Consider the following 25,122-nt stretch of genomic DNA (forward strand, 5'->3'; position numbering starts at 1 on the left):
CAACACCGCCGCCGCGGCCAACGCCAGCAACGACCCCACCGGATACCGCACACCCCGCCGATCCCGCGGATCAGGCACCCGAGCCAGATAATCCCGCAGGTCAGCCACCCACTCCACACCCCGCCCCGGCACCACACCCAGGGCCAGACGATCGAACGCAGCAGGCATCAGGCAGGATTCCACCACGGGCACGGCTCTCCAACGATCATGCGACATCAGCAATCACATGATCAACGAGACCGTGCCCGACCCATACACCGGGCAACCGACTTTGCCGACCCCCTGCCCCCTGGTGGGGTGGGGCTTGCTTTGTGGTGTGGTCGCTGTGGAGAGTTGCGGGAGGGGCATGTTGGGTGCGGGCGGCTGGGGGTCTGCCTTGGGGTGCGGCTGGAAAGTGGCTTGGTTCAGGGCTGTGGTGGGGCTGGTGGGGGCGTGCTGGAGGTAGCTGGGGCGGCGTCGGTCTTGGTGGCTGGGCAGGGGGCGTGGGGGATGCCTTCCTCGTCCAGCTTGTCCGCGATCGCCTCGCATACCGACTGGTGGTGATGAGTGCGGACCGGCTTGTCCGATGGGGCGGACTCGGCCGCGGGCTCGGAAGGTGCGGGGGCGGATGTGGTGGTTGCGTCGGTCGAGGTCGTGGGGGTCGACACGGCTGAGGGGTCGGTCGAGGGGGACGGTTCGGTGGTGGGTTCCGGGGTCGGGTCCGGGGTGGGGGTGGCTTCCGTCGCGGGCTCGGGTGCGGGGGGTGGGGCGGGCTGGGCCAGTGCGGGGTCGGCCGGGGGTACCGGGGGGATCGGGGTGGCGCCGCCGGAGTAGGCAGTCATCCATGTGGTCACCGTGACCACGTAGTCGGCCGAGTTGTTGTAGCGGAACAGGGCGGCGCCCAGGTCGTCGGGTTTGTCGAGGTCGAGGCCGCCGGAGCAGAGGTAGTGAGCGGCGGCGACGGTCGCGTCGTTGATGTTGTGCGGGTCGGTGATGCCGTCGCCGTTGCCGTCGGCGGCGTACTTGTGCCAGGTCGACGGGATGAACTGCATGGGGCCGACGGCGCGGTCCCAGACCGGGTCGTCGTCGAGGGTGCCGTGGTCGGTGTCCGGGATGGCGGCGAAGCCGTCGGCGCCGGAGAGGACCGGGCCCAGGATGTGCGGGGACGTGTCGCCGTTCGCGGTGGCCTGGCCGCCGCGGGCGTGGCCGGATTCGACGCGGCCGATGGCGGCGAGATGGTACCAGCGCAGGTGGCAGCTCGCGCGGACGGTGTGTTCCGCGTGTTGGTACGCGGTGAGCATGTTGCGGGGGATGCCGGTGGAGGTGATCGGGGACTTCGCGGCGGGTTCCACCCTGGCCACCGGCGCGGGCGCGGGTACCTGGGTGATCGGGCCGAGCGCGGGCGCCAGGCGCAGTGACTCCGTGGTGACCGCGCCGACGCGGTCGGCCGGGGTGTGCTGAGGTGCGATGGCGGTGGGGGCGGCCGGTTCGGCTGAGGACTCCGGCACCGGGCCGGACGCCTGGGCGGCCGCGGCCGCGAGCGTCAACAGCACCAGGGCCAGGGCGGTGACCGGCCGCGCGCCCCCCGGCGCCGACCCGCGCGATGAAGTGACCACGCTTCCCGTTTACCAGGTCACGGACGGCGACCCTGGTCGTCGGCGTCGATGATCCCTCGTTCGAGTGGCCACGCGGACCGATCGGGTCACACCGGGTTGTACTTATGCGCATGTGACTATACGTTGGCCCGGGGCGTCCGAAGGGAGGAACGCGTGGGACACGGACACGGGCACGGCCATGGGCATGCCAGCGCTTCCGGGCGTCTGGCCGGACGGCTCTGGGCCGCCTTCGGCATCGCCGCCGCCATCATGGTGGTGGAGTTCGCGGTCGGCTTCGCCACCTCCTCGCTGGCGTTGATCTCCGACGCCGCGCACATGCTCACCGACGTCGTCGGCGTCGGCCTCGCGCTGGCCGCGATCGTGGTGGCCCGCCGGGCGCGCAGCAAGCCCGGCCGTACGTTCGGCCTCTACCGCGCCGAGGTCCTCGCCGCGCTCGCCAACGCCGTGTTGCTGTTCGGCGTCGCGGCCTATGTCGTGACCGAGGCTGTCCAGCGGTTCACCGACCCGCCGGAGGTCGCCGGGCTGCCGGTGCTGCTGGCCGCCGCCGCTGGTCTGGCCGCCAACATCGTGTCGTTCCTGCTGCTGCGTGACGGCGCCGAGGAGAGCCTGAACGTGCGCGGCGCCTACCTGGAGGTCGTCGCCGACCTGATCGGCTCGGTCGGCGTGCTGGTCAGCGCCTTGATCACGCTGACAACCGGCTGGCGCTGGGCCGACCCGGCGATCGGCGTCGCCATCGGTCTGTGGGTGCTGCCGCGCACCTGGTCGCTGGCCCGGCGGGCGCTGCGGATCCTGTTCCAGCACGCGCCCGAACGGGTCGACGTCACCGAGATGGCAGCGCGGTTGGGTGGCGTGACCGGGGTGGCCGAGGTGCACGACCTGCACGTGTGGACGTTGACCTCGGGTATGGAGGTCGCGTCCGCGCACTTGACGATGGCAGAGCGGGCGGACCAAGGCGCGGTCTTGGACGCGGCGCGGGAACTGCTGAGTAGCGACTACGGCATCGAGCACGCCACGCTTCAGGTGGAGCATCGTGAGGCGGCGTCGAAGTGCCGGCAGCTGTCCTGGTAGGTCGGGACCGCAGCGGGCTGTGGCGCCCAAGTGTCGGCGGCGGCCCGCTGTCCTGGCAGGTCAGGATCGCTCGGCGACGGGTATTGCCTGCTGTTCCGGAGGTCAGAAGCGTTCGAAGCGGAATGGGGCCAGTTCGACGTCCCGGTCCTCGCCCATGATCTCCGCGGCCACCAGGTCGGCGCCGTGCAGACACAGGGTCGCACCGCTGTGGGACACGGCGAAGTGGAAGTTCGGGATCTTGGCTGCGCGGCCCAGCAGCGGCAGGTTGTCGCCCGGGATGGCGCGTTCGCCGACGCGGGTGTCGGTCACCGTGGCGGCGTCGAGTTCGGGGTAGAGCGCGCGGGCGGCGGTGAGCAGGTCGTTGGCCGCGCGTTCCTCGGTGCCGGGCTCGTACGCGGCGGCGTCGGTGGCCAGGGAGCGCAGGATCAGTCTGCCGTCGCCGTTCGGGCGGAGGTTGAGCGCGGGTGAGTGGATCACGTGCCGGACCGGCACGGGCGTCGGCGCGGTGCGCACCATCAGGCCGCGCGTGTTGCGCATCGGCAGCGTCAACCCGACCAGGTCGGCGATCTGGGCCGCCCGCGGGCCCGCGCAGTCCACGACCGCGTCCGCGGGCAGCTCGCGGCCCGATGCCAGGCGTATCGAGCGGACCTCGCCGCCGGTGACCCGGATGGCGGCCACGGCGTCGCCGACGACCAGGTCCAGGTTGGTGGAGAGCAGGTACGGGATCAGGCGGTCGGGGCGCAGCCAGCCTTCCCGCGGGTAGTACGCGATCTCGGTCTCGGGCAGGGCCGCCGGATCAAGTCCGGGTTCGCGGGCGCGCGCGTCTGCTCTGTTGAGCCAGTCGACGTCGTAGCCCCACTCCTGGAGCTCGGCGACCCTGGCCCGCAGCCGGGCGCGCGCGTCGTCGTCGGTGGCCCACTCCAGGTTGCCGGTCTCGTGGTACCAGTCGTTGTCGGGGACCTCGGCGGCGAGCTTCCGGTGCGCGGCCATGCCCGCCACATTCAGCCGGTGATATGCCCGCGGCTGTTTCCCGTTCGCATTGATCCACGAGAACGTGGCCGCCGACGTCCCGCTGCCGGGCTCACCCGCCTCCACGACGGTGACCTGCGCACCCCGGCGCGCGAGGGACCACGCGGTGGCGGCCCCGTACACCCCGGCACCCACGACGACCACATTCGCAACCACGGCCACCACCTTGCTCGACGGTCCGTCAGGAAGGCAAGGGCTGGCCGCCGCGGGTGGTGAGCATCTTGGTCAGCAGGGTGACCTCGGCGGTCTGGCCCTGTTGGATCTTCTGCGCCAGGTTGCGCACGTAGTCCACCCGCGCGTGTTCGGCCGCGTAGGAGGCCATTTCCAGGCCGCCCTGGTGGTGGCGGAGCATGAGCTGCAGGAAGTAGACGTTGAACTCCTTGCCCTGCAGGCCGCGCAGCTTGGCCAGTTCGGAGTTGGTGGCCATGCCCGGCATCAGCTCCACGCCGCCCTCGGCCATGCCGTGCGAGTGGGCGGCGGCCATCCAGCGCATGTGCGGCTGGTCGGCGGGGGGCAGGTTGGGCTGGCCCCATGCGGTGAGCCAGGCGCTGAACTGGCCACTCTGGTCGAGCTGGGTGGACTCGATGTCGAAGGCCAGCTGGCGGACCTCGGCGTCGTCGCTGCGGTCCCTGGCCAGGCCCGCCATGGTGATGGCCTGCAGGTGGTGCACGCGCATGTCCTGGCAGAAGCCGACGTCGATCGAGTCCGCGCTGGGGGTCTCGTCACCGTTGCCGACCGAGGCGAGGGTGATCAGCATGCCCGCGGCGGCGCCGACGAGGAGCACGACGACTGCCGCGACCACGTAGACCAGGGTCGAGCGGCCCGCGCCCGGCCGGGCGGGGGCATCGTCGAGTGGGGTGTCGTGCTCCTCGGGCTCAGTCATGGCTCACCTTCTACTGCGAGGGCTTCGCGGCGGAGGTGGGGACCGGTGCCGTAGTCGCGGGGGCGGTGGCGGTCGGCGCCGGGGCACCCGCGGACGGGGTCATGGCGGGCGCGGACTCGGCCGTCTTGATGTTCTTGCCGTCCATGGTGACCGCGTCCGGGCCGGGCTTCTCGGCCACGAACGGCGGCGGGTTCGACGAGTCGAAGCCGGTCTGGTTGCTGTCGCAGCGGCCGCCCGGCTCCGGGGTCTGGTAGTTGTTCGCGCGCAGCGACTTGATGAACTGGTCGATGCGCTCGTCCTCGGGGTTGGCCAGCTTGAGCTGGTGGCCCCAGGACTGCAGCGAGATCGGCTGGTCCAGGCCAGGGTAGGGCGACATCACCATGTACGGGGTGCCGGTGACCTTGTCCTTGAGCTTGTCCAGCGCCGTGCCCTGCACCTTGTCCGGGTTGTAGGCGATCCAGACCGTGCCGTGCTCCAGGGTGTGCACCATGTTCTCGTTGCGCACGGCCACCGGGTAGACGACGCCGGTGCAGTCGGCCCAGACGCCGTCGTGCGGGCCGCCGAAGGGCGGGGTCTGGTCGTAGGCGACGCGCTGGGTGGAGTCGACGTGCTGGCCACCGGTGTAGGTGACCCGGACGACGCCGGGGATGTTCACCGACGGGTCTTTGTTGTCGTCGGACACGGTGTACTTGCGGGCCGCGCTCACCTGCATGAACGAGTAGGTGAACACCCCCGCGGCGACCAGCACGACCACGGTGATGCCCGCGATCAGCCCCCAGGGCGGGCCCTTCTTGGTGACCACGGACGACCGCGCGGCCTTCACCGCGCTGTTCTTGCCGCCGCCCTTGGGGCCCTTCTTCTTCGTCGTTCCGCTGGCCATGCCGTCCCTCGGACCTGCGCGCTCGCGTGACATCCCCGATCGGCGCACGACCGGCGAGCCGCACCTGGTGGGTGCGGACGCCAAGTCTAGGGAACGGGTGTCTGCTGGGCGTCAACCACCGGCCCGGCGGCCGTTACCACACCCGATCGGCGGGTGTGTGCGGATCACGAATGAGCGTTCACCGGCACCCCGTCCGGCCCGGGGTCGCTCGGGTCGAACGGCGGCGGGTCGTCCTGGTCGAACTTGGTGGGGTTCGGGTCGCAGGAGGCGCCCGGCTCCGGGGTCAGGTACGGGTTGGCCCGGGTGGCGGCGATGAACTTGTCGATCCGCGGGTCGGTCACCTGGTCGACCTGGAGCTGCTTGCCCCACGACTGCACCGAGATCGGCTTGCGCTGCCCCGGGAACGGCGACATCACCGAATAGGGCTTGCCGTCGATCTTCTTGACGAGCGTGGCGAGATCGGCGCCCTTCACCTCGTCGGGGTTGTAGGAGATCCACACCGCGCCGTGCTCCAGCGAGTGCACGAGGTTCTCGGTGCGCACCGCCTTCGGGTAGACCACGCCGTTGCACGCGGCCCAGACGTCGTCGTGCGCGCCGCCCAACGGCGGTAGGTGGTCGTAGGCGACGCGGCGGTCCGGTGGCACGTGTATGCCCGGCCGGTACTGGATCGACAGCACGCCGTCGATGTCGGTCGTCGCGTCCTTCACCGGCGGGGCCTGCGCGGGCTCGGTGGCGTCGGTCGGGCCGGACCGCGCGGCGGAGCTCGGTGCGGTCCGCTGGTCCGCCCCGACCGGGGCACCCGTCTGGGTGGTCCCGCACCCGGCGAGGAGCAGGCAGGCGGCGCCGAGCGCCAGGTGCCGCGCGTTGCGAATCATGCGGGTGAGTGTATGGACCCGACCGGGCGCTGAGGACCCACCTACCTAGACTTACCTGGTGACCCCCGCCGCCCTCGCCGACCTCGTGCGCTCCGCCGCCGTGCGGGCGTTGGGCACACGTGGCCTGGACCCGGCGGTGGTCCCGGACGAGGTGGACGTGCGCCCGGCGCGACGCGCGGGGCAGGGTGACTACGCGACCTCGGTGGCGTTGCGGTTGGCCGGGCCGGTCGGTGTGGACGCCCGCGAGGTGGCGGCCTGGGTCGCCGCCGAGTTGGCGGTGTCCGATGAGGTCGTCGCCGAGGTGGCCGGGCCGGGATTTGTCAACCTCCGCCTGGTGAATTCCTCGGTGGGCGAGGTATTGCGGTCGATCCACGAGCCGGGCGGGCCGGTCGACCGGGAGCTGCCCGAGCGTGTCCGCACGCGCACGCACGGCACGGTCACGATGGCCGGGCTGGTCGAGCTGGTCGGTGCCGACGCGGCCCGCTACGCCGTCCTCTCCGGAAAGTCCACAGTGGACACGGAGGTCTGGGGGCGACATGTGGACCGCAACCCGGTCTACAACGTCCAGTACGCACACTCGCGCGCGTTCTCCTTGGCGCGCAACGCGAACGACCTCGGCATCACACTGTCCCAACAGGACGGTACTGAACTGCTGGACCACCCGCGTGAGCTCGACCTCGTGCGGGCCCTGCGCGACTTCGCCCCCGTGGCCGACCCGCGCGCGCTCACCAGGGCCGTCGAGGACGTCGCCGAGGCGTTCCACCGGTTCACCCACACCTGCCGCGTCCTGCCGAGCGGCGACGAGGAACCCACCCCACGGCACCACGCGCGCGTCGCGCTGTGCGTCGCCACCCGCCGGGTCCTGGCCAGCGGGCTGGGGCTGCTCGGCGTCACCGCACCGGAACGAATGTAGGGATCGATGAGGGCACACCCGGCTGGCCCGCGGCACGCGGAAGTCCTGCCGCCCAGCAACCCCGCCAACGAGCGGCCGACCAGTCCGGCCGCGCTCGACGAGCTGGTGGCCGCGGTCTGGCCGCGCAACACCGCGCGCGGCGACGACGGCGCCGTCCGGATCGCGGGCGTGGATGTCCGCGAGCTGGCCGAGACGTACGGCACGCCGCTGTTCGTGGTGGACGAGGACGACTTCCGGGCCAGATGCCGGGAGCACGCGGCCGCGTTCGGCGACCCGGCGCTGGTGCACTACGCGTCCAAGGCGTTCCTGTCCGTGGAGATCGCCCGCTGGGTGGCCGACGAGGGGCTCAGCATCGACGTGTGCAGCGGCGGCGAGCTGGCCGTCGCGCTGCGCGCGGACTTCCCGCCCGAGCGGATCACCTTGCACGGCAACAACAAGTCCACCGCCGAGCTGGCCGAGGCGCTGGACGCGGGCGTCGGCACCATCGTGGTCGACTCGTTCCTGGAGATCGCCCGGCTGGACCACCTGGCCAGGGAGCGGGACCGGGTGGCCGACGTGCTGGTCCGGGTCACCGTGGGCGTCGAGGCGCACACGCACGAGTTCATCGCCACCGCGCACGAGGACCAGAAGTTCGGCTTCTCGCTGGCGGGCGGGGCCGCCGCGGAGGCGGCCAGGCGGGTGCTCAAGGCGGGCGGGCTGCGGCTGGTCGGCCTGCACAGCCACATCGGCTCGCAGATCTTCGACGCGGACGGCTTCGAGGTCGCCGCGCACCGGGTCATCGGCCTGCTGGCCGAACTGCACGCCGAGCACGGCGCGGCCGCGCTGGCCGCGGTGACCACCGTCGACCTGGGCGGCGGCCTGGGCATCGCCTACACCGCCCAGGACGACCCGCCGCCGCCGTCCTGGCTGGCCGAGCAGCTGCGCGCGATCATCACCAAGGAGTGCGAGCAGGCCGGGCTGCCGCTGCCGCGGCTCGCGGTGGAGCCGGGCCGGGCCATCGTCGGGCCGGGCACGGTCACCCTCTACGAGGTGGGCACGACCAAGGACGTCTCGCTCGGGCACGGCACCGGCCGCCGCTACGTCAGCGTCGACGGCGGCATGAGCGACAACATCCGCACCGCCCTCTACGACGCCGTCTACGACGTGCGCCTGGTGTCCCGGTCCAGCGGCGAGGGGGAGCGCGGCACCGAGGCCGTGCTGTCCCGCGTGGTGGGCAAACACTGTGAGTCCGGTGACGTTGTGGTGCGAGACTGCTGGCTTCCCGACAACCTTGCTCCCGGTGACCTGCTGGCGGTGGCCGCGACGGGCGCGTACTGCTACTCGATGGCGAGCAACTACAACCGGCTCCCCCGGCCCGCGGTGGTGGCGGTGCGCGAAGGCGTCGCTCGGCCGCTGCTGCGTCGGGAGACCGTGGACGACCTGTTGAGACTGGAGACCCTTTGACCTCGGCGGCGAGCGTGACTGCTAAACCGATCCGTGTGGCCCTGCTCGGCTGCGGGACGGTCGGCACCGAGATCGTCCGGCTGCTCACCGACCAGGCCGACGAGCTGACCGCGCGGGTCGGCGCCCCGCTGGAGCTGGCGGGCATCGCCGTGCGCAGGCCGAACAAGCACCGCCAGGTGCCCGCCGAGCTGCTCACCACCGACGCCGCGGGCCTCGTCGCGCGCGACGACGTGGACGTGGTGGTGGAGGTCATCGGCGGCATCGAGCCGACCAGGGGTTGGCTGCTGGCCGCGCTGAACGCGGGCAAGTCCGTGGTCACCGCGAACAAGGCGCTGCTGGCCGAGCACGCAGGCGAGCTGTTCGAGGCCGCCGACCGCACCGGCGCCGACCTGTACTTCGAGGCCGCGGTGGCGGGCGCGATCCCGCTGGTGCGGCCGCTGCGCGAGTCGCTGGCAGGCGACCGCATCACCCGGGTGATGGGGATCGTCAACGGCACCACCAACTTCATCCTCTCCGCGATGGACGAGACCGGCGCGGGCTACGCCGAGACGCTGGACGAGGCGTCCCGGCTGGGCTACGCGGAGGCCGACCCGACCGCGGACGTGGACGGCTTCGACGCCGCCTCCAAGGCCGCCATCCTCGCCTCGCTGGCCTTCCACACCCGGGTCACCGCCGGTGACGTGCACCGCGAGGGCATCTCCCAGGTGACCTCGGCGGACATCGCCGCCGCCCGCGTGCTCGGCCGCACCATCAAGCTGCTGGCCATCTGCGAGCGGGTGCGCGGGACCGACCCGGACACCGGCGCGGCCACCGAGGCCGTCGCGGTCCGGGTGCACCCGGCGATGATCCCGCGCACGCACCCGCTGGCCGGGGTGAACGGCGCGTTCAACGCGGTCTTCGTGGAGGCGGAGGCCGCCGGGCAGCTGATGTTCTACGGGCAGGGAGCGGGCGGTGCACCCACCGCCAGCGCCGTGCTCGGCGACCTGGTCGCGGTCGCCCGCAACCGGGTCGTCGGCGGGCGCGGGCCGCGCGAGTCGGCGTACGCCGACCTGGCGGTGCGCCCGATCGCGCAGGCCTCGACCAGGTACCACATCAGCCTGGACGTCGCGGACCGCGCGGGTGTGCTGGCGGCGGTCGCCGCCGAGTTCGCCCAGCACGAGGTCAGCATCGCTGCCGTGCGCCAGGAAGGGCGCGCCACCGATGCCAGCCTGGTGATCGTCACCCACTCGGCGCCGGACGCCGCCTTGCGGTCCACTGTGGACAAGCTGGCCGGGCTGCAGTTCGTGCACGAGGTGGTCAGCGTCATGCGGGTCGAAGGCGAGGATTCATGACCATCCCCACCGAGGTGCGGCCGGGCTGGCCGGGCATCATCCAGGCCTACCGGGAGCGGATCGCGGTGCCCGACGGCGCCGAGGTGATCACCCTGGGCGAGGGCAACACGCCGCTGCTCCCGGCCCCGTACCTGTCCGAGGTCACCGGCTGCACGGTGTACCTGAAGGTCGAGGGCCACAACCCCACCGGGTCCTTCAAGGACCGCGGCATGACCGTGGCGATGACGCACGCGCGGGCCAACGGCCTGGAGGCGGTCATCTGCGCCTCCACCGGCAACACCTCCGCCTCCGCGTCCGCCTACGCCGCGCGCGCCGGGCTCACCTCCGCGGTCCTGGTGCCGCGCGGCAAGATCGCGCTCGGCAAGCTGGCCCAGGCGGTCGCCTACGGCGCGCGGATCCTGCAGATCGACGGGAACTTCGACGACTGCCTGGAACTGGCCCAGAAGACCGCGGCGGAGTACCCGATCGGCCTGGTCAACTCGGTCAACCCGGTGCGGCTGGTCGGGCAGAAGACGGCCGCCTGGGAGATCTGCGACGTGCTCGGCCGGGCGCCGGATATCCACTGCCTGCCGGTCGGCAACGCGGGCAACATCACCGCGTACTGGCGCGGCTACAACGACTACCTCGCCGACGGCCTGATCGAGCGGACCCCGCGCATGTTCGGCTTCCAGGCCGCGGGCGCGGCGCCGATCGTGCTGGGCGAGCCGGTCGCGAACCCGGAGACCATCGCCACCGCGATCCGGGTGGGCAGCCCGGCTTCCTGGACCGGCGCGGTCACCGCGCGCGACGAGTCCGGCGGCCTGATCGCCGCGGTCACCGACGAGCAGATCCTGGACGCCTACCGGCTGCTGCCCGTGCGCGAGGGGGTCTTCGTCGAGCCGGGCTCGGCGGCGAGCATCGCGGGCCTGCTGGACACGGCGGCGGACGGGCGGCTGCCGCGCGGGTCCGTGGTCGTCTGCACGGTCACCGGGCACGGCCTCAAGGACCCGGACACCGCGCTGCGCGAGGTGGTCGAGGTCGAACCGGTGCCGGTGGACGCCGGGGCGGTCATCTCGGCCCTGCAGCTGCGGTGAGCGGGGGCGTCCGGGTACGCGTGCCCGCCTCCTCGGCGAACCTCGGCGCGGGGTTCGACGCGCTCGGCTTGGCGTTGGCGCTGCACGACGTGCTTGAGGTGCGGCGCGCGCCGTCCGGGCTGACCGTGCGGGTCACCGGCGAGGGCGCGGGCGAGGTGCCGCTGGACGGCACGCACCTGGTCGTGCGTGCCCTGCGGGCGGCCTGCGAGCGGCTCGGCCACGACCCCGGCGGGCTGGAACTGACCTGCGCCAACGCCATCCCACACGCGCGCGGCCTCGGCTCGTCGGCGGCCGCGATCGTCGCCGGGATCGCGGCCGGGTACGGGCTCGCGGGCGTCGCGCTGACCGGTTCGGCGCTCGACGACGCGCTGCACCTGGCCGCCGAGTTCGAGGGGCACGCGGACAACGTCGCCGCGAGCCTGCTCGGCGGCGCGGTCATCGCGTGGCTGGACGGCGACCGGTTCCGGGCCGCGCGGGTGGAGCCGCACGCCGACCTGCGGCCGGTCGCGATCATCCCGGGCGAGCAGTCCGCGACCCACGTGACCAGGGGGTTGCTGCCCGCGGTCGTGCCGCACGGGGACGCCGCGTTCGCCGCCGGGCGGGCCGCGCTGGCCGTGCACGCCATCGCCGAGCGCCCGGACCTGCTGCTGCCCGCCACCGCGGACACACTGCACCAGGACTACCGGGAGAAGGCGTGGCCGGAGTCGCTGCGGGTGGTCCGGGAGCTGCGCGCGCACGGCATCGCGGCCGCGATCTCCGGGGCCGGACCCACCGTGCTCGCCCTCGCGGCGACCGGCGCGGACCCGGTCTCGGCTACCCCGGTCGACCTCACCGGCTTCACTGTGCGGCCGATCGCGGTGGACCGACCGGGGGTACGGGTAGACCCGCTCGACTGAACGGGAATACCGGTCGTGACGCGGACGTTCTGCCATTCGGGGCACCCGAGTGACTCAGATCACCGCGCCACGCCGGGAAACCGGGGCGACGCGCTGTGAGCCGGTTGTTGCACCTTGAGTGACTGCCGTCTACCCTCGGGGGCGTTCAGTCACCGCGCGCACGGGCGCCCGGTGTCGTTCCCGGGGAACTCTTTCCGGGTCGCATCATCTGCCGGGGTATCGGCTCAGTCCTAGCCAAGGTCCGAGTCGGCGCTCCCAGGTACCCGATGACCGTGGTGACCAGATGCTCCCTGTCGGCGATCTCGTCGTCCGGCCGGCCCGCCTCGCGGCCCGGCGGGCGCCGCGGTGCGCACAGGGAACGCAGATACGCCGTCTCGCATTCCGACGGACGGCGGTCCGCTGGTCCACGTAGGAGGCGGGGACCGGTCAGGAAGGACATGTGTGAGCAATACCGATCTACTGAGCGGCGAGGCCGACGCGCCCGCCGCCAAGGCCGCGGCGAACGGCGGCGCCCCGCGGCGCCGTGCGGGCCTGTCCGGCATGGTCCTGGCCGAACTGCGCCAGCTCGCGGGTGAGCTGGGGATCACCGGCACCACGGGGATGCGCAAGGGCGACCTGATCGAGGCCATCAAGCAGCGGCAGGGCGGTGGCTCGGGCGGGGCCACCGCGCAGCAGCTGCCGCTCAACGGCACCGACGCCCCCGCGCGCCCCAAGCGCGAGCGCGCGCCCAAGGCCGCGGCCGAGACGGCCGCCGAGCCGGAGGCGGAGGCACCGCAGGGCGGCCGGGACGGCAGGCGTCGTCGCGCGGCCCGGCCCGCGGGCAGCCCCGAGGCCGCGACCACCGGGTCCGTCGGATCCGCTGGGTCCGCGGGAACCTCGACACCGGCCGCGACCAGCGCGCCGACCGGGGCGGCACCCACGTCCGCATCCTCCGCGCCGACGGCACCGGCCACCGAGCAGCCCGCCGAGGGCACGCGCCCGGCCCGCTCCGACGACCGCCAGAACGACCGGCGTGACCGCGGCGACCGGCCGGACCGGGGCGACCGCAGGCGTGACCGCGGCGACCGCCCGGACCGGGGCGACCGCGGCGACCGGCAGGACCGGGGAGACCGTGGCGACCGGGGTGACCGCCAGGACCGGGGTGACCGCGGCGATCGCCAGGACCGTGGCGACCGGGGAGACCGGGGCGACCGTCAGGATCGCGGTGACCGGGGCGACCGGCAGGACCGGCACGACAACCGGCAGCAGGTGCGCCAGCAGGAGAACAACCGCTCCGCCGGGCCGGACGACGACGATGACGACGACGAGCGCGGCGGCCGCCGCGGTCGCCGGTTCCGCGACCGCCGCAGGCGCGGCGGCCGCACCGAGGGCGGCACCGGCCAGAACGACACCGAGGTGCGCGAGGACGACGTCCTGCTGCCCGTCGCCGGTGTGCTCGACGTGCTGGAGAACTACGCCTTCGTGCGCACCTCCGGCTACCTGGCGGGCCCGAACGACGTGTACGTGTCGCTGTCGCTGGTCCGCAAGTACGGCCTGCGCCGCGGCGACGCGATCACCGGCCTGGTGCGCCAGCCGCGCGAGGGCGAGCAGCAGCGGCAGAAGTTCAACCCGCTGGTCCGGGTGGAGACGATCAACGGCCTGGAGCCGGACGCGGCGCGCAACCGCCCCGAGTTCACCAAGCTGACGCCGCTCTACCCGAACGAGCGGCTGCGCCTGGAGACCGAGTCGCACATCCTCACCACTCGCGTCATCGACCTGGTGATGCCGGTTGGCAAGGGGCAGCGCGCGCTCATCGTGTCCCCGCCCAAGGCGGGCAAGACCTCGGTGCTGCAGGCGATCGCGAACGCGATCACCACCAACAACCCCGAGGTCTACCTCATGGTGGTGCTCGTCGACGAGCGCCCGGAAGAGGTCACCGACATGCAGCGGTCGGTGAAGGGCGAGGTCATCGCCTCCACCTTCGACCGCCCGCCGGGCGACCACACCACGGTCGCCGAGCTGTCCATCGAGCGCGCCAAGCGCCTGGTGGAGATGGGCCACGACGTGGTCGTGCTGCTGGACTCGATCACCCGCCTGGGCCGCGCGTACAACCTCGCGGCCCCGGCCTCCGGACGCATCCTGTCCGGTGGTGTCGACTCCACGGCGCTGTTCCCGCCCAAGCGGTTCCTCGGCGCGGCACGCAACATCGAGGGTGGCGGCTCGCTGACCATCTTCGCCACCGCGCTGGTGGAGACCGGGTCGGCCGGTGACACGGTGATCTTCGAGGAGTTCAAGGGCACCGGCAACGCCGAGCTCAAGCTGGACCGCAAGATCGCCGACAAGCGGATCTTCCCCGCGGTGGACGTCGACCCGTCCGGTACCCGCAAGGAGGAGCTGCTGCTCTCGCCGGACGAGATGGCGATCACCGTCAAGCTCCGCCGGGTGCTGCACGCGCTCGACAGCCAGGCCGCCATCGAGCTGCTGCTCGACCGGCTGCGCAAGTCCCGCACCAACATCGAGTTCCTGATGCAGGTCGCCAAGACCACGCCTGCCGGGAACGACGACTAGTCGGTCGTCGGGTTCGACCCACCGAGTCCCCGCGCGCCCCACCGGGCCCGCGGGGACTCGGTCGTTCCGGCCACCGCCAGCAGCACCGCCACCGGGACACCGACGGTGAGCGCCCAGGACGTCGGCACGGCCACCGGGCCCACCAGCAGCCCGGCCGCGAACCAGGCCACCGGGTACGGCAGCGCCAGCGCGGCGCGCAGCCAGCCGGACGGCCAGCCCACCTTCGGCACCAGTCCCGCGGTCACCGCGGCGGCCGCGCCGAACTGCCCGACGCACAGCGTGACCTGCCAGGACGCGGCCAGCAGCAGCCCGCCCAGCGCGGTCAGGCCGAGCACGGCGGCGGTGAACAGCACCGGCGCGGCCAGCCAGACCGACACCGGCAGCGGGTAGCCCTCGGCGCGGCGCACGCCGTCCAGTCTGCGGACATCTCGACGGCGCGGCAGACTACGTTCGGTGAGCGGCCACGCACCCGCGGTCGGAGGTCGTTCCCGGTCGGTGAACGGTCGGGTGCGGCCGTTCGGGTTCGGGGAATAGCCCGGTCGCGCCCCGCGTTGCAGCTCACGCCAGCCCGTCTGGCACACTGTCAGGTCGAGTCCGGCTCCGGTTCACCCTGATCTGTTTCGGGGACCCGGCGGCCACCAGAGGAGAGGCGACCAGTTCCGTGAAGAACGGCATTCACCCCGAGTACGTCACCACCAGCGTGACGTGCGGCTGCGGCAACACCTTCACCACTCGCAGCACCAAGACTTCCGGCAGCATCTTCGTCGAGGTCTGCTCCGCCTGCCACCCGTTCTACACCGGCAAGCAGAAGATCCTCGACACCGGCGGCCGGGTCGCGCGCTTCGAGGCCCGCTACGGCAAGCGGACCAAGACCGCGAAGTAGCTCCGCAGACGGCGCCCGCCCGGGTCATTCGGGGCGGGCGCCGTTCGCATGTCCCGCCCAGGCCCGCTCTGTCTTTGACCCGCCCCTCCCGCCTAGCCTTTTGACCCACCCTCCCGCCCAAGTCCCCAGGGGATCCCGTGGAATCGACCTCGCTCGCCGAACAGCTCGCCGAGTACGCCGAGCTGGAGGTCGCGCTCGCCGATCCGAGCGTGCACGCCGACCAGGACCGCGCCCGCAAGCTGGGCCGTCGCTACGCCCAGCTGACGCCGGTGGTGAAGGCCGCCCGCGAGCTGGAGTCCGTGCGCAACGACCTGGAGGCGGCGCGCGAGCTGGCAGGCGAGGACGCCGCGTTCGCCGCGGAGGCCGACGAGCTGGCGTCCCGCATCCCGCGGCTGGAGACCAAGCTGACCGAGCTGCTGCTCCCGCGCGACCCGCACGACGGCGCGGACGTGCTGATGGAGGTCAAGTCCGGCGAGGGCGGCGAGGAGTCGGCCCTGTTCGCGGGTGACCTGCTGCGCATGTACCTGCGCTACGCGGAGCGGCACGGCTGGAAGGCCGAGGTGCTCGACGGCACCGAGTCCGACCTGGGCGGCTACAAGGACGTCACGGTCGCCATCAAGAGCAAGGGCACCGACCCCGACGGCGTCTGGTCCCGGCTGAAGTTCGAGGGCGGCGTGCACCGCGTCCAGCGCGTCCCGGTGACCGAGTCGCAGGGCCGCATCCACACCTCGGCGGCCGGGGTGCTGGTCGTGCCGGAGGTGGAGGACACAGCCGATATCGAGGAGATCCCGGACAAGGACCTGCGCATCGACGTGTACCGCTCGTCGGGCAAGGGCGGCCAGAGCGTGAACACGACGGACTCGGCGGTCCGCATCACCCACCTGCCCACCGGCATCGTGGTCTCCTGCCAGAACGAGCGCTCCCAGCTGCAGAACAAGGCCCGCGCCATGCAGGTGCTGCGGGCCAGGCTGGTCGCCGCCGCGGAGGAGGAGGCGGCCAAGCAGGCCTCCGACGCCCGCCGCAGCCAGGTGCGCACCGTCGACCGGTCCGAGCGGGTCCGGACGTACAACTTCCCGGAGAACCGCATCTCCGACCACCGGGTCGGCTACAAGGCGCACAACCTGGAGGCGGTGCTCGACGGCGACCTCGACGCGGTCCTCGACGCCCTGGCGGAGGCGGACCGCACCGAGCGGCTGGCCGGTTCCGCGGGTTAAGTGGTGCCCATGAGCAGGCAGCCTCTCCGCTTGGCCATCCTGGAAGCCGAACGCGTCCTCACCGCCGCCGGTGTGGACTCACCCCGCGTCGACGCGGAGCTGTTGGCCGCGCACGTGCTCGGGGTGTCGCGGGGCAAGCTGCCGATGGTGCCGCTGGTGGACCCGCCGGTGGTCGACGCCATCGGCAAGCTGGTGACCCGCCGCGCGCGCCGGGAGCCGTTGCAGCACCTGATCGGGACGGCCGTCATGGGGGGCGTGACCGTGTCGGTCGGGCCGGGGGTGTTCGTGCCCCGGCCGGAGACCGAGCTGTTGTTCGCCTGGGGGCTGACGGCCCTGAATGGGGTTTCGAACCCTGTCGTGGTCGATCTGTGCACCGGTTCCGGCGCATTGGCCCTGGCGATCGCCAATGCGCGGCCGGACGCGGTCGTGCACGCGGTGGACTTCGATTCCTCGGCATTGGCATGGGCCCGGCGGAATGCCGATGCCTGCGCGGCGGCGGGGGATACGCCCATCCTGCTGCACTCGGCCGATGTGACCCGGCCGGATTTCGGGGTGGAGCTGGAAGCGCGGGTGGATTTGGTGGTCTGCAATCCGCCTTATGTGCCGGAAGGGACCGAGGTGCCACCGGAGGTGGCCGACCACGACCCGTTCCACGCCGTGTTCTCGGGCGCCGACGGCCTCGTCGTGATCCGCGCCGTCATCTCGGCCGCCGCTCGACTGCTTCGTCCCGGCGGCGCGGTGGCCATCGAACACGATGACACACATGGGGAATCCGTCCCGGCCCTGCTCGCGGCGCGCCGGGTTCTGTCTACTGTGGAGGATCACGCCGACCTGGCCGGACGACCCAGGTTCGCCACCGCCCGACGCGCCGGATGATCTGAACGATTGGGCGGTCATTCGATCAGTGTCGGGCTCCCCCATGTCAGCTCTGGAGTTCTCCCCCCTGTCTCCATGTGATCTCCGGGAGTCTCTGGGCTCCAGGCTATCAACTTCAGGTGGTGTACATCCGTTACATCGTGCCGGATCCAGACCGGCATGCCTGCTCGTACAATGTGCTTGACTTGCGGCGTGTTGTCCAGAAAAACCTGAAAGATGCCCGACTGGTCGCCGCTCGATGCGATATCATGGATTCCAATAACGGATTCGAACCTGCGATAGCTTCGGTTGAGTGCGTATTCGATATTTCCGGTCGGTGAGCTGGCGAAGAGACCGGGGCGACATGCGATGCTGTTCTTGTGGCGTAGCCCTCTGATGTCTGCGGTGGTGAATCGGATATCGTAGCTTTTGCGTACCGGCTCCAGTGACGCGGTCAAGGATCGAGTATGGGCCGGTGTGGCGTTGGAGTTGCCCATAAGAGCGGCGAGAATCTCTCCGATGCCTTTAGGTGTAATCCTGTCGATCTCATATATGGTATTTGAATGTGTCACGCAAAAGGCGGGAATCTCGCTTGGGCCGCTATTAGGTAGAATAACGGACAGAATTCCTGGGGTTGCCGATGCCTGCTTGCTCTCGATGCTTTTTTGTAGCACGGCGGACTCGAATCTGCTGCTATGCAGCATGCCCGGTGGGCCGATTTTGCGCACCCGCTCGGTGTGCGCCGGTGATGCGATGAAAAGAACGAAGTCTGCCTGATTCATCTGTGTCACGGACCAAGTTTCCCAGTTTTGCCGCACTCCGGTTGCCCACTGGTCGAAGTGGACGGTAAGGTCCGTGTTGGCCTGCAGGATCTCGGCGAACTTGCTAACGTTCCCGAGGTGCTCGGCGGATTCATGGGCGTAGCAAATGAACACCCTGAGAGGGTGCTCGGTCACTGCTTCAGGCAGGTGTCGATCATCGGAATTCGGTGTGGGCGGCGCTGGTTCCGACGAGGCTTGCGCTAACGTCAGTGCGTCTTTCTCCCATACAGTATCAACCGGCCAGTTGGCGACCGCGCTACGGAGCCTTTCGAGGGCGCTTGGCAATTTGTGCGGCTGTGGTTCATCGGCGTTCTTGCTGCTCATGCTCTTCTCTCCTTTCGTCGAGCAGACTGGGATACCTACCGCCCGCTGTCCTCGAAGTATCTTTCCACCGCGCGTTGCGCTCGATTGATATAGGTTGATACGTGCTTGCTCTCGCAGTCGAGGATGTCGGCGATGTCAGATGGGGGCAGACCAAGGAAGTGCCGCATTAGGTAGGCTAGGCGATGTTTTTCGGGAAGGCTCGACAAGAAGCCGATAGCTTCGCTTAGCAGGGCCGCATTCTCGGGCGTGGTGCCGGGCGAGACCGCAGCCCTGTGTTGCGTCGCCAGATCATCGAATGATCCGCTGGGTATCATGCATGTTCTGGATCGCTTGCGGATCCGGTCCAGTGCGCTGTTCATTGCGATCTTTACGAACCACGAGTCCGTCGATTCCGACTGTCGTATTCGGTCGATTGATTTGGCGGCCTTGATGAGCGAGTCCTGTAGGGCGTCTTGGGCGTCCTGTTGGGATTCGAGCATGATGACTAGCGTCCCTAGAATCCTGCGCTTGTTTCGCTGGTACAGCCGCTCGACCCGATCCCAATCAGATGATGGGCACATGTTCGGATCGTCACACCCTGTCCTGTCGGGCGAACCTGACGCCCTTGGGTTCACTCATGGCGTCCCTTCGCCTTGTGTGCGCCCTTGGCAACCTCTCTGATGGTCCTTGTTCCATCGAACTCGACCAGTCGGTGGCTTGGCGGCAGGGTGATCCACACGAGAATCCAGCCGACTTGTCGCACGACGTTCGTTGACACCTTGGCGATTCGTTGGCAGATGTGTGAAGGTTCGACTGGGATCATCGCACCAACGAAGGTGCTCCCTGCGATCGTCGCCAGGGCGGTCCACTCCATGTCGTCAGCCTCTCCCGAGTGTCGTCTGCAAGTAAGACGTTTCGGATGGGGCAGACACCACAGCGCGCCGAGAACCAGTTCTGCGGGCGATCGAACGTGGCTGACCGTAGGTGGCCAAGGGATGGCTACGGCGTGGCGTTGTCGATCATGGTCTGGTAGATGGTCTCGGTTTCCGGCCAGCTGTCCACGGTGGAGCTGGCGTAGACGAAATACTCGACGCCGTCGATTCGCCAATACATCGAGTGGGCGTGCCGCCGTCCGGCCGGGGAGTCGTGTTCGAACTCCCAATCCAGTGCCTGCACCCCGTGGTACGTCGTCGTCCCCAGGCTCTGCCGGGTGAAGTTCGGGTGCGCGGACGCGTAGGTCCGCTCGTACTCCACGTGCGACTCCACCAGGCCCGCCGCGGGCATGGCGGCGCCGCCGTAGCGGACGTACCGGTTCGGGTCGGCCGGGTCGGTGGCCTGCATCGCGCCGGGGCCGGACGAGCGCTTCACGGTCCATCCCGCCGGGATCGTCGTGATGAGACCGCCGGGTCCGGCGACCCGCTGGTACCCCTCCGGGACCGCGGGCATGGCCACCCTGGACGGGTGCGGGCTGGTGCTCGGGGCGGACCCGATGCTCGGCGCGGGCGGGTCCTCGTAGACGTAGGTGGGGGCCGGGCGGGCCTGCGGATCGGCTTCCTTGGGCGCCAGCAACAGCACCGTGCCGACCGCCGCGCTCACCGCGGCATAGGCGACGACCAGGGACGACGCCAGCCAGCGGGAGGTGAGCTGGCGCCGGGGGAACACCTGGGGCGAGCGGCTGGTCGTGGCTACTCCTCGGCCGGTCCGGTCGGTATGGCGTACCGAGGGTAGCGTGCGGACCTGGGTGATCCAATGCTTCGGACATGGCAGGACGTCACCGCCAAGTGGCGCTTGGCGATGACCGACGACGGCGACGGCCCGACCGCGGCCAGGGAGTTCTTCGCGGCCGGGCGTGCCGCGTTGCTCGCCGGGCGGCTGGACGAGGCGGCCGCCGGGTTCGAGCATGCCGCTTCCTTACGCACCCATCCGCACGACCAGGTGGGCCTCGGCGACGTCCTGCTCGCGCGGGGACGCAAGCGCGCGGCGGCCGCGCACTACCTGACCGCGACCCGGCTCGACCCCGACAACGTGCTCGCCGTGCTCGGGCTGTCGCAGCTCAAGGTCGCGGGTGACAACGCCGAGGCGGCCGTGCGCGACCTGGAGCGGCGCTACGGCGGGACCGACGACCCGGTGCTGCGCTACTACCTCGCCAGCACCTGGTGCTCGGTCGGCGACCAGACCCGTGCCAGCACCGACGACGAGGTCCTGGTCATCACCAGCGAGTACCAGCTGCGCGTGTGTGAGCACGCCGCCCACCGCATCCTCGCCCTCGGCGTGCACGACCCCGAACTGCGCCGCGGCGCCGAACGCCTGCTCGCCGAGGTGGACGCGGGCCGCCGGTGGCAGTGGCGGCCGGAGGGGATCGCGGTCAGCCTCGCCGTGCTCGCGGTGTCGCTCGGGCTGATCCTGGTCGCCGTCGGCGGGGTCACCGGCAGCCCGGCGGTGGTGGTCGCGGGCATCGCGCTCGGCAGCGCCCTGCTCTACCTGATCGTCGTCCGCTTCCGTCGCCAGGCCTGGCAGACCAGAGCCGACTCCCTGGCCCCCCGGATCACGAAAACGGGTGCCGTCTAGGCGAGCAAGGGGCGGGTGGGGGTTGAGCTGCTCGACCGCAGGCAGCCCATCGGACTTACTCGTCTTGGGCCATCGTCCTGAGCCGTGTGGGGGAGTGACCGGAAGGCCCGAATCGCTGTGATCCTCTGTAGAGGCGCGTGCCGGAACGCGCAACGCTCCCGCTAGGCTCGTATAGGTGACGGTCTACGACTGTGGTGAGTCCGGTCCGCGCGAGGACGGCTTGGCGGCCGCGGCGGGCGCGGTCCGGTCGGGCAGGCTCGTGGTGATCCCGACCGACACCGTGTACGGCATCGGCTGCGACGCCTTCTCCAGCACCGCGGTCGCCGCGCTGCTGGCGGCCAAGAACCGCGGCCCGGACATGCCGGTGGGTGTGCTGGTCGGCTCCTGGTCGACCATCGACGGCCTGGTGCTGTCCGTGCCGCACACCGCGCGCACGCTGGTGCAGGCGTTCTGGCCGGGAGACCTCTCGATCGTGCTGCCGCACGCGCCGTCGTTGAACTGGGACCTCGGCCGCACCGGCGGGACCGTCATGCTGCGGATGCCGCTGCACCCGGTGGCCATCGAGCTGCTGCGCGAGACCGGGCCGATGGCCGTGTCCAGCGCGAACCGCTCCGGGCAGCCGCCCGCGTCGAACGCCCAGGAGGCGGTCGAGCAGTTCGGCGACCTGGTGCAGGTGTACCTCGACGGCGGGCCGTCCGGGGACCCCGTGCCGTCCACCATCGTCGACCTCACCGGGAACGAGCCGCTGGTGCTGCGCGAGGGCGCGGTGAGCATGGCCGCGCTCCGCGAGGCGCTCGGCACGGAAATCCGCGCCGCCCGCTAGTCCACGAACCGAACCCACGCAGGAGATGCGACCCGTCGTGCTCACCCCGTCCTCGGCCACCGCCCATACCCGCGCGAGGAGCGCGCGGGCGTGACACCTCCGAGCGATATCGCTCCCGCGGGCCTGCCGGTCCGCGAGTACCTCCTGGTCGCCCTGGTCACCGCCGTCCTGACGCTGCTGTTCACCGGCCCGGTCCGGGTGTTCGCCATCCGCATCGGCGCGGTCGCCTACCCACGCCAGCGGGACGTGCACGTGGTGCCCATGCCGCGGCTGGGCGGTCTGGCCATGTACCTCGGCGTGTGCGGCGGGATACTGCTGGCCCACCAGCTCCCGGTGCTGCGCCGCGCCTTCGACTACTCGTTCGACCCGACCGCCGTGCTCATCGGCGGCGGCATCATCGTCGCGATCGGCATGCTCGACGACCGGTTCGAGCTGGACTCGCTGACCAAGCTGGCCGGGCAGATCATGTGCGCGGGCATCCTGGTCCTCTACGGCATCCGCTGGTTCGTGCTGTGGGTGCCGTGGGGCGGCGACGCTGGCGTGTTCGGCTCGGTGCTGATCCTGGACCAGAACCAGGGCAGCCTGCTGGCCATCCTGCTGGCCGTGATGATGATCAACGCGATCAACTTCGTGGACGGCCTGGACGGCCTGGCCGCGGGCGTCGGCCTGATCGCGGCGGCGGCCACCTGCGCGTTCTCGCTGCACCTGCTGGAACAGTCCGGCGGCGACGTGAACACCTACTCGCCCGCATTGATCGGCGCCACCCTGGCGGGCGCCTGCCTGGGCTTCCTGCCGCACAACTTCCAGCCTGCGCGCATCTTCATGGGCGACTCGGGTTCCATGCTGATCGGCCTCATGCTGGCCGCGGGCAGCACCACCGCGTCCGGGAGGGCGAACCCGTCGCTGTGGGGCGCCACGGACACGATCGCGATCTTCTCGCCGCTGCTGATCGTGGCCGCCGTGCTGTTCATCCCGGCGCTGGACCTGATCCTGGCGGTCGTGCGGCGCACCGCCCGCGGCGTCAGCCCGTTCTCCGCCGACAAGATGCACCTGCACCACCGGCTCCTGCAGATCGGCCATTCCCAGCGCCGCGCGGTGCTGTTGATCTACTTGTGGGCCGGTCTGCTCGCCTTCGGCGCGGTCGCGCTTACCCTCTACGACGCGGCCGCGGTGATCTGGACGTTCGGTATCGGTGTCCTGGTCGCGGTGATCATCTCGGCTATCCCTAGACTCAGGTCCCGATGAGCGAGCAGACGCCTACCCCGCACAGCACCGCCGACCCCGGGTCGGACGCCGAGGACACGGCGCCCGCGACACCGGCGGACGCCGACTTGGAGCTGGACACCCTGCCCGCCCCGAGCAGCGTCGAGGAAGCGCAGCTGATGCTCGCCGACACGATGTACCGGGCGGCGCGCTGGCCGGTGCTCGGCGCGTTGGTGCTCGGTCTCCTCGTCTGGGTGATCCTGGGCGGGTTCCCCGGCCTGTGGAGCTCGGCGATCGGCGGCGCGGTGGCCACCGCCTCCGGGTACGCGACCATCATGCTCATGCGCCGGACCGTGAAGCTGGACGCGCGGATGCTCATGGTCGCGGCGCTGGGCGGGTTCGTCGCCAAGATGTTCGTGTTGCTGATCACCCTCGTGCTGCTGCGTGCGGTCCCCGGGGTGCACGTCTACGCGTTGGCGACCACCATGTTGGCGGTGGTGCTGGCGAACGCGGCCGCGGAGACGGTGGTGTTCAAGCGGACCAGGATCGCCACTTTGATCCTCCCGGCACAGCCCGACGGTGAGCCGAGCACTACCGAGAACTGAAAGCAGTACGCCTGTACGGCCCTTGGATGTGGGCTGATATGGTGCGCACGAACGCCAGCGGCGGCTTACGCGAGCCTCACCCGATCGAGGGAATCCAGGCAGCGGGCAGCCGCTGCGGAGTACCCCATGTGCGTCAGGTACGTTACGTCCTGATCGTGACGATTCCCCCGGCGGAGGATCCGACGCCGGCCGGGAGAACCGGAAGGAGCCCTCCTGTGGGCAGGCTTGTGCTGGCGGAAGAAGGTACCTTCACCCCGCCAGGTCCCAAGGACTTCGACTTTCCGCCCATCTTCGGCGACGTCACCAAGCCGATGGTGCTGATCGTCCTCTCGGTCGTCATCATCGCCGCGTTCTTCCTGCTCGCCAGTCGCAAACTCGCGATCGTGCCGGGCAAGTTCCAGTTCCTCGCCGAGGGTGTCTACGACTTCAGCCGCAACGGCATCGCGCGGGAGCAGATCGGCTCCAAGGAGTTCAAGCCGTTCATCCCGCTCATTCTCACGCTGTTCACCTTCACGTTGGTCAACAACGTGTTCGGGCTGATCCCGATCATCCAGTTCCCGACGTTCTCGCACATCGGGTTCCCACTGGCCCTATCGATCCTGGTGGTCTTCCCGGTCTACCACATCGTGGGCATCCGGAAGTTCGGCATCGGCAAGTACCTCAAGAAGTCGGTGATGCCCCCCGGCATCCCGAAGCTGGTGTACTTCCTGTACACGCCGATCGAGGTCTTCCTCAAGTTCTTCATGGACCCGATCACCCTGGCCATCCGGGTGTTCGCGGCCATGTTCGCGGGTCACCTGATCCTGCTGGTGTTCACCATCGGTGGTGAGTACCTGCTGACCGAGGCGAGCGGCGCGCTGAAGCCGGTGTCCCTGGTCGCCTTCCTGATGGCCATCGCCATGACCTTCCTGGAAGCGCTGATCCAGGTGCTGCAGGCCTACATCTTCGCGCTGCTGTCCGCCATGTACATCGGCATGGCACTCGCGGAAGACCACTGAGTTTCACCAAACCCCGGCCCGTCCGATGGGACGGGACGAGTTCGAAAGGGATACGCAAGTGAGCGCTGCTCTCGTTCTCGCCCAGGCCGCCCCCGCCAGCCTGAACAACGGTCTGGCCATGATCGGCTACGGCCTCGGTGCCATCGGCCCCGGTATCGGTGTCGGTCTGATCTTCGCCGCCGTCATCAGCGGCACCGCCCGCCAGCCGGAGGCCGAGGGCAAGCTGCGCGGCCTGGGCTTCCAGACCTTCGTGCTGACCGAGGTGCTCGCCCTGATCGGTCTGGTCCTCTTCTTCATCGCCTCCGGCAGCTGATCG

At 70.6% G+C, this 25,122-nt stretch carries 26 protein-coding genes; 16 read left to right on the forward strand and 10 right to left on the reverse strand.

What is annotated here, in order from left to right; translation table 11 throughout:
* Window positions 1-404: 404 nt before the first annotated feature.
* On the reverse strand, window positions 405-1,595 hold the full coding sequence (locus tag C503_RS41235) for a lytic transglycosylase domain-containing protein (protein ID WP_018685638.1): 1,191 nt from the start codon (window positions 1,593-1,595) through the stop codon (window positions 405-407).
* A 153-nt stretch (window positions 1,596-1,748) separates the two neighbouring features.
* On the opposite strand from C503_RS41235, the gene C503_RS0128545 reads away from it, so the two are divergent.
* A complete protein-coding gene (locus tag C503_RS0128545) occupies window positions 1,749-2,663 on the forward strand; it encodes a cation diffusion facilitator family transporter (protein ID WP_018685639.1) in 915 nt (304 codons plus the stop codon).
* 102 nt (window positions 2,664-2,765) lie between these two features.
* Here C503_RS0128545 and C503_RS0128550 read toward each other — a convergent pair whose 3' ends face one another.
* The 4 genes from C503_RS0128550 to C503_RS41240 all read right to left on the reverse strand — a co-directional run bounded on the left by C503_RS0128550 (window position 2,766) and on the right by C503_RS41240 (window position 6,330).
* The gene (locus C503_RS0128550; protein WP_026316787.1) at window positions 2,766-3,848 is read right to left on the reverse strand and encodes an NAD(P)/FAD-dependent oxidoreductase; all 1,083 of its coding nucleotides are present in this window, start codon (window positions 3,846-3,848) and stop codon (window positions 2,766-2,768) included.
* Between the two features lie 25 nt (window positions 3,849-3,873).
* Window positions 3,874-4,575 carry a DUF305 domain-containing protein gene (locus C503_RS0128555; protein WP_018685641.1) on the reverse strand — a complete coding sequence of 234 codons (702 nt, stop codon included), beginning with the start codon at window positions 4,573-4,575 and terminating at the stop codon, window positions 3,874-3,876.
* A gap of 10 nt (window positions 4,576-4,585) precedes the next feature.
* Entirely contained in the window at window positions 4,586-5,455 is an 870-nt protein-coding gene (locus C503_RS0128560) for a thioredoxin-like domain-containing protein (RefSeq protein WP_018685642.1), read from the reverse strand.
* 164 nt (window positions 5,456-5,619) lie between these two features.
* Complete coding sequence (locus C503_RS41240) at window positions 5,620-6,330, reverse strand: thioredoxin-like domain-containing protein (protein WP_018685643.1); 711 nt, start codon at window positions 6,328-6,330, stop codon at window positions 5,620-5,622.
* Between the two features lie 58 nt (window positions 6,331-6,388).
* Between C503_RS41240 and C503_RS0128570 the strand changes: the two genes are divergently transcribed.
* The 6 genes from C503_RS0128570 to rho all read left to right on the forward strand — a co-directional run bounded on the left by C503_RS0128570 (window position 6,389) and on the right by rho (window position 14,533).
* Window positions 6,389-7,243, forward strand: a complete 855-nt coding sequence (locus C503_RS0128570) for a DALR anticodon-binding domain-containing protein (protein ID WP_018685644.1) — start codon at window positions 6,389-6,391, stop codon at window positions 7,241-7,243.
* Between the two features lie 6 nt (window positions 7,244-7,249).
* Complete coding sequence (lysA, locus tag C503_RS0128575; protein ID WP_018685645.1) at window positions 7,250-8,686, forward strand: diaminopimelate decarboxylase; 1,437 nt, start codon at window positions 7,250-7,252, stop codon at window positions 8,684-8,686.
* Between the two features lie 14 nt (window positions 8,687-8,700).
* A complete protein-coding gene (locus tag C503_RS0128580) occupies window positions 8,701-10,017 on the forward strand; it encodes a homoserine dehydrogenase (protein WP_026316788.1) in 1,317 nt (438 codons plus the stop codon).
* On the forward strand, window positions 10,014-11,090 hold the full coding sequence (thrC, locus tag C503_RS0128585; RefSeq protein ID WP_018685647.1) for a threonine synthase: 1,077 nt from the start codon (window positions 10,014-10,016) through the stop codon (window positions 11,088-11,090). The genes C503_RS0128580 and thrC overlap by 4 nt, the downstream gene beginning before the upstream one ends.
* Window positions 11,087-11,986 carry a homoserine kinase gene (gene thrB / locus C503_RS0128590; protein ID WP_018685648.1) on the forward strand — a complete coding sequence of 300 codons (900 nt, stop codon included), beginning with the start codon at window positions 11,087-11,089 and terminating at the stop codon, window positions 11,984-11,986. Before thrC ends, thrB begins: the two co-directional genes overlap by 4 nt.
* 441 nt (window positions 11,987-12,427) lie before the next feature.
* Window positions 12,428-14,533: a transcription termination factor Rho gene (gene rho, locus C503_RS0128595; protein WP_018685649.1), complete on the forward strand. Its 2,106-nt coding sequence runs from the start codon at window positions 12,428-12,430 to the stop codon at window positions 14,531-14,533.
* Here rho and C503_RS41245 read toward each other — a convergent pair.
* Window positions 14,530-14,940, reverse strand: a complete 411-nt coding sequence (locus C503_RS41245) for a hypothetical protein (RefSeq protein ID WP_018685650.1) — start codon at window positions 14,938-14,940, stop codon at window positions 14,530-14,532. The two genes, rho and C503_RS41245, sit on opposite strands and share 4 nt — an antisense overlap.
* A 254-nt stretch (window positions 14,941-15,194) precedes the next feature.
* On the opposite strand from C503_RS41245, the gene rpmE reads away from it, so the two are divergent.
* From rpmE to prmC, 3 genes are all read left to right on the forward strand, one after another.
* Window positions 15,195-15,416: a 50S ribosomal protein L31 gene (gene rpmE / locus C503_RS0128605; RefSeq protein ID WP_018685651.1), complete on the forward strand. Its 222-nt coding sequence runs from the start codon at window positions 15,195-15,197 to the stop codon at window positions 15,414-15,416.
* A 137-nt stretch (window positions 15,417-15,553) separates the two neighbouring features.
* Entirely contained in the window at window positions 15,554-16,630 is a 1,077-nt protein-coding gene (gene prfA / locus C503_RS0128610; protein WP_018685652.1) for a peptide chain release factor 1, read from the forward strand.
* 9 nt (window positions 16,631-16,639) lie between these two features.
* Entirely contained in the window at window positions 16,640-17,506 is an 867-nt protein-coding gene (gene prmC, locus C503_RS0128615) for a peptide chain release factor N(5)-glutamine methyltransferase (protein WP_026316789.1), read from the forward strand.
* Between the two features lie 17 nt (window positions 17,507-17,523).
* Here prmC and C503_RS45000 read toward each other — a convergent pair whose 3' ends face one another.
* The 4 genes from C503_RS45000 to C503_RS0128620 all read right to left on the reverse strand — a co-directional run bounded on the left by C503_RS45000 (window position 17,524) and on the right by C503_RS0128620 (window position 20,271).
* Window positions 17,524-18,630 (reverse strand): SEFIR domain-containing protein, encoded by a 1,107-nt coding sequence (locus C503_RS45000; protein ID WP_084477357.1) that lies wholly within the window; start codon window positions 18,628-18,630, stop codon window positions 17,524-17,526.
* 35 nt (window positions 18,631-18,665) lie between these two features.
* Entirely contained in the window at window positions 18,666-19,190 is a 525-nt protein-coding gene (locus C503_RS45005; protein ID WP_084477358.1) for an RNA polymerase sigma factor, read from the reverse strand.
* A 50-nt stretch (window positions 19,191-19,240) separates the two neighbouring features.
* Window positions 19,241-19,483: a hypothetical protein gene (locus tag C503_RS46320; protein WP_156893589.1), complete on the reverse strand. Its 243-nt coding sequence runs from the start codon at window positions 19,481-19,483 to the stop codon at window positions 19,241-19,243.
* 125 nt (window positions 19,484-19,608) lie between these two features.
* Window positions 19,609-20,271, reverse strand: coding sequence for a hypothetical protein (locus tag C503_RS0128620; RefSeq protein ID WP_018685654.1), 663 nt, complete (start codon window positions 20,269-20,271; stop codon window positions 19,609-19,611).
* Window positions 20,272-20,358: 87 nt separating this feature from the next.
* Here C503_RS0128620 and C503_RS0128625 point away from each other — a divergent pair, with 87 nt between their 5' ends.
* The 6 genes from C503_RS0128625 to C503_RS0128650 all read left to right on the forward strand — a co-directional run bounded on the left by C503_RS0128625 (window position 20,359) and on the right by C503_RS0128650 (window position 25,119).
* Complete coding sequence (locus C503_RS0128625) at window positions 20,359-21,177, forward strand: hypothetical protein (protein ID WP_018685655.1); 819 nt, start codon at window positions 20,359-20,361, stop codon at window positions 21,175-21,177.
* A gap of 175 nt (window positions 21,178-21,352) precedes the next feature.
* Window positions 21,353-22,000 (forward strand): L-threonylcarbamoyladenylate synthase, encoded by a 648-nt coding sequence (locus C503_RS0128630; RefSeq protein WP_018685656.1) that lies wholly within the window; start codon window positions 21,353-21,355, stop codon window positions 21,998-22,000.
* A 90-nt stretch (window positions 22,001-22,090) separates the two neighbouring features.
* The gene (locus C503_RS0128635; protein WP_018685657.1) at window positions 22,091-23,245 is read left to right on the forward strand and encodes a glycosyltransferase family 4 protein; all 1,155 of its coding nucleotides are present in this window, start codon (window positions 22,091-22,093) and stop codon (window positions 23,243-23,245) included.
* Entirely contained in the window at window positions 23,242-23,808 is a 567-nt protein-coding gene (locus C503_RS41250; protein WP_018685658.1) for a Cg1360 family ATP-synthase-associated protein, read from the forward strand. Before C503_RS0128635 ends, C503_RS41250 begins: the two co-directional genes overlap by 4 nt.
* 215 nt (window positions 23,809-24,023) lie before the next feature.
* Entirely contained in the window at window positions 24,024-24,806 is a 783-nt protein-coding gene (gene atpB / locus C503_RS0128645) for a F0F1 ATP synthase subunit A (protein ID WP_018685659.1), read from the forward strand.
* Window positions 24,807-24,831: 25 nt separating this feature from the next.
* The gene (locus C503_RS0128650) at window positions 24,832-25,119 is read left to right on the forward strand and encodes an ATP synthase subunit c family protein (RefSeq protein WP_051114959.1); all 288 of its coding nucleotides are present in this window, start codon (window positions 24,832-24,834) and stop codon (window positions 25,117-25,119) included.
* Window positions 25,120-25,122 lie beyond the last annotated feature (3 nt).

The sequence above is a fragment of the Actinokineospora enzanensis DSM 44649 genome (assembly GCF_000374445.1).
Taxonomy (GTDB): Bacteria; Actinomycetota; Actinomycetes; order Mycobacteriales; family Pseudonocardiaceae; genus Actinokineospora; species Actinokineospora enzanensis.